We start from the raw sequence: 2,009 nt of genomic DNA, 5'->3' as shown, positions 1-2,009 counted from the left end.
ATACATGGTTTCGGCCGAATTTCAAAATCGAGTTGACCTGCCACGCAATACACTCCTTATATATAGGAAACGAACACTACCTATAAAAGACCACTTCCGCGCCCAAACCAAAGGGACGCATCCACCGGTCCCGCGTTAGGCATGCCCGCCGCTAGGCAGGGATTGCAGCGGCATCCCCGAAGCAAGGCTTGGGATACAGCAGAGAGCACGGCCCGACGAAGGAGGGAAACGCCAAACACCTCACACAGCAAGGACATGAATCTACAGTTTTCATATCCTTATATTAAACACTAATATTTCTCATGAAAGGAAAACAAGACTTTTTGCATTTCCCGCTTCAATTCATTGGAACCAATAATATAGTTGTTATGCATAAAACTAAAGTATAACACCTTATCACTCTTGGTAAGTAGGTAACCACTTAAACAATGGGTACCATTTAAGGTTCCTGTTTTCGCATAAATATAGGGCCGATCCCCTCCAGAATGATACCAGGATTTAATGGTTCCCGTTTCTCCCCCTGCAGGGAAAAAAGCATACATCTCCTCCCCTGGGATTTCTTCCCTAATTTTCTTCAAAAGAGCAATGATACTCCTAGGCGTAAATTTATTGTAACTGGAAAGTCCGGAACCATCTACCCAAACCGGCCTATCTGGGAGGTCATTTAAATAATTCTCAACAGCATAGTTTATGGCCTTCCTAATATTTAAGGTATCAAACAATTGATCCGAAGCAAGGACCAGCAGCTGTTCCGCAATAAAATTATCACTTATAACCATCATCTGCTTCAATAAAGAATCGGTCTCCACCCCTTTTAATTTGGAGTACGACCCAACCTTAGCAAAGTCATAGTCTATTTTTTGCACTTCCCTCCCAAGGGTATCCCTTAACATATCCATGGTAAGCTGGGGCGAAGTGGCATACGGACGATCTGTCTTGAAGGCTACGGAATCTAACACAATATTGTACTGAAAGGCATTGGTATCCTTATCCCGATCTATGACATAAGTACTGGCGGGCATCTCACTATTGCGTTGAATAAAATTCTTAAAATAAGAAGGCGAAAAGCTAAGATCCTTATCCTCCACACTTTTCGAAAAACGAACAATATTTCCATACATGGGAAGGGCCGATCTTTGAGGCCCGTAATAATATTTATACCAACTCCAGGACCAACCCGACCCATAAGCCGTCACCTGCTCTGAATTATCTGCCCAATACAGCTTTTTATCGGCCTCCCTTAACAACTCCAAGGCAGTAACATCATTAAAATCTGGATGAAGAAAGGCAGGATTCCCTGTCCCCCAAAATATTAGAGAGTCTTTCTCCTCCTTATAGTTTAAACTATTTACATGGGTATCCAGTATTTTACGAGCAGCATAAAAGGTAAACATCTTAGTATTGGACGCCGGAGTAAAATACTTATCCTCATTCTGTGCATACAGCACCTTATCCTTTTCCGGATCATATATCACAACTCCTGTAAACCCTTGGTTAAACACTTCAGACTTCTTAATTGGCTTCACCAACCTTGCTGTTCCACAACTAGCAATAAGGATAGACACCAACAGTAAGGAAAAGATATTTTTCATAAGTAGATATTTATTGTTTTTTGAACGGCCCTAGGCAATTCACATTTCTTCAATCGTATTTGCGACCGGTATTAAATTATGCGCATTTCAAATTGTAAACAAAAAGAAAATCTCCCGCTAATAGCGGGAGATTTAACATTAATCAATCTGATTTTAATTAGCATCCCAAAAAATTCGATCCAATAGCGTCACGGATGGCACATTGGCCCCATTCCTACTAATTTCACTATCGGGATAAGGCAATCTCCTAATAAACTGACCTCCTAAATCTGGATTTAGATTGGCAGGTACGGTCATGTCCTTATATTGATAATTAAATCTCCTAGCATCGTTCCATGATTCACCATGCAAAAAGAGTGCAATCCATTTCTCTTTAAAAATATCATTGATGGTAAAGGCTGCCACTCCCATACTCAC

2 protein-coding genes are annotated in these 2,009 nt (G+C 41.0%); both read right to left on the bottom strand.

The window, feature by feature from the left end:
* Positions 1-290 precede the first annotated feature (290 nt).
* Positions 291-1,592, bottom strand: a complete 1,302-nt coding sequence (locus tag F1E73_RS16810) for a D-alanyl-D-alanine carboxypeptidase (RefSeq protein ID WP_086478487.1) — start codon at positions 1,590-1,592, stop codon at positions 291-293.
* Positions 1,593-1,745: 153 nt separating this feature from the next.
* Positions 1,746-2,009 (bottom strand): SusD/RagB family nutrient-binding outer membrane lipoprotein (locus F1E73_RS16805; protein ID WP_150452637.1); only part of this gene is annotated, 264 nt, incomplete at its 5' end.

The organism is Arenibacter lacus, assembly GCF_008711145.1.
Classification (GTDB): Bacteria; Bacteroidota; Bacteroidia; order Flavobacteriales; family Flavobacteriaceae; genus Arenibacter; species Arenibacter amylolyticus.
This window is presented reverse-complemented; position numbering and strand designations above follow the sequence as displayed.

Excerpts from the sequence above, each read along its gene's own strand:
- F1E73_RS16810 (WP_086478487.1), bottom strand. The coding sequence starts at position 1,592 with ATGAAAAATATCTTTTCCTTACTGTTGGTGTCTATCCTTATTGCTAGT.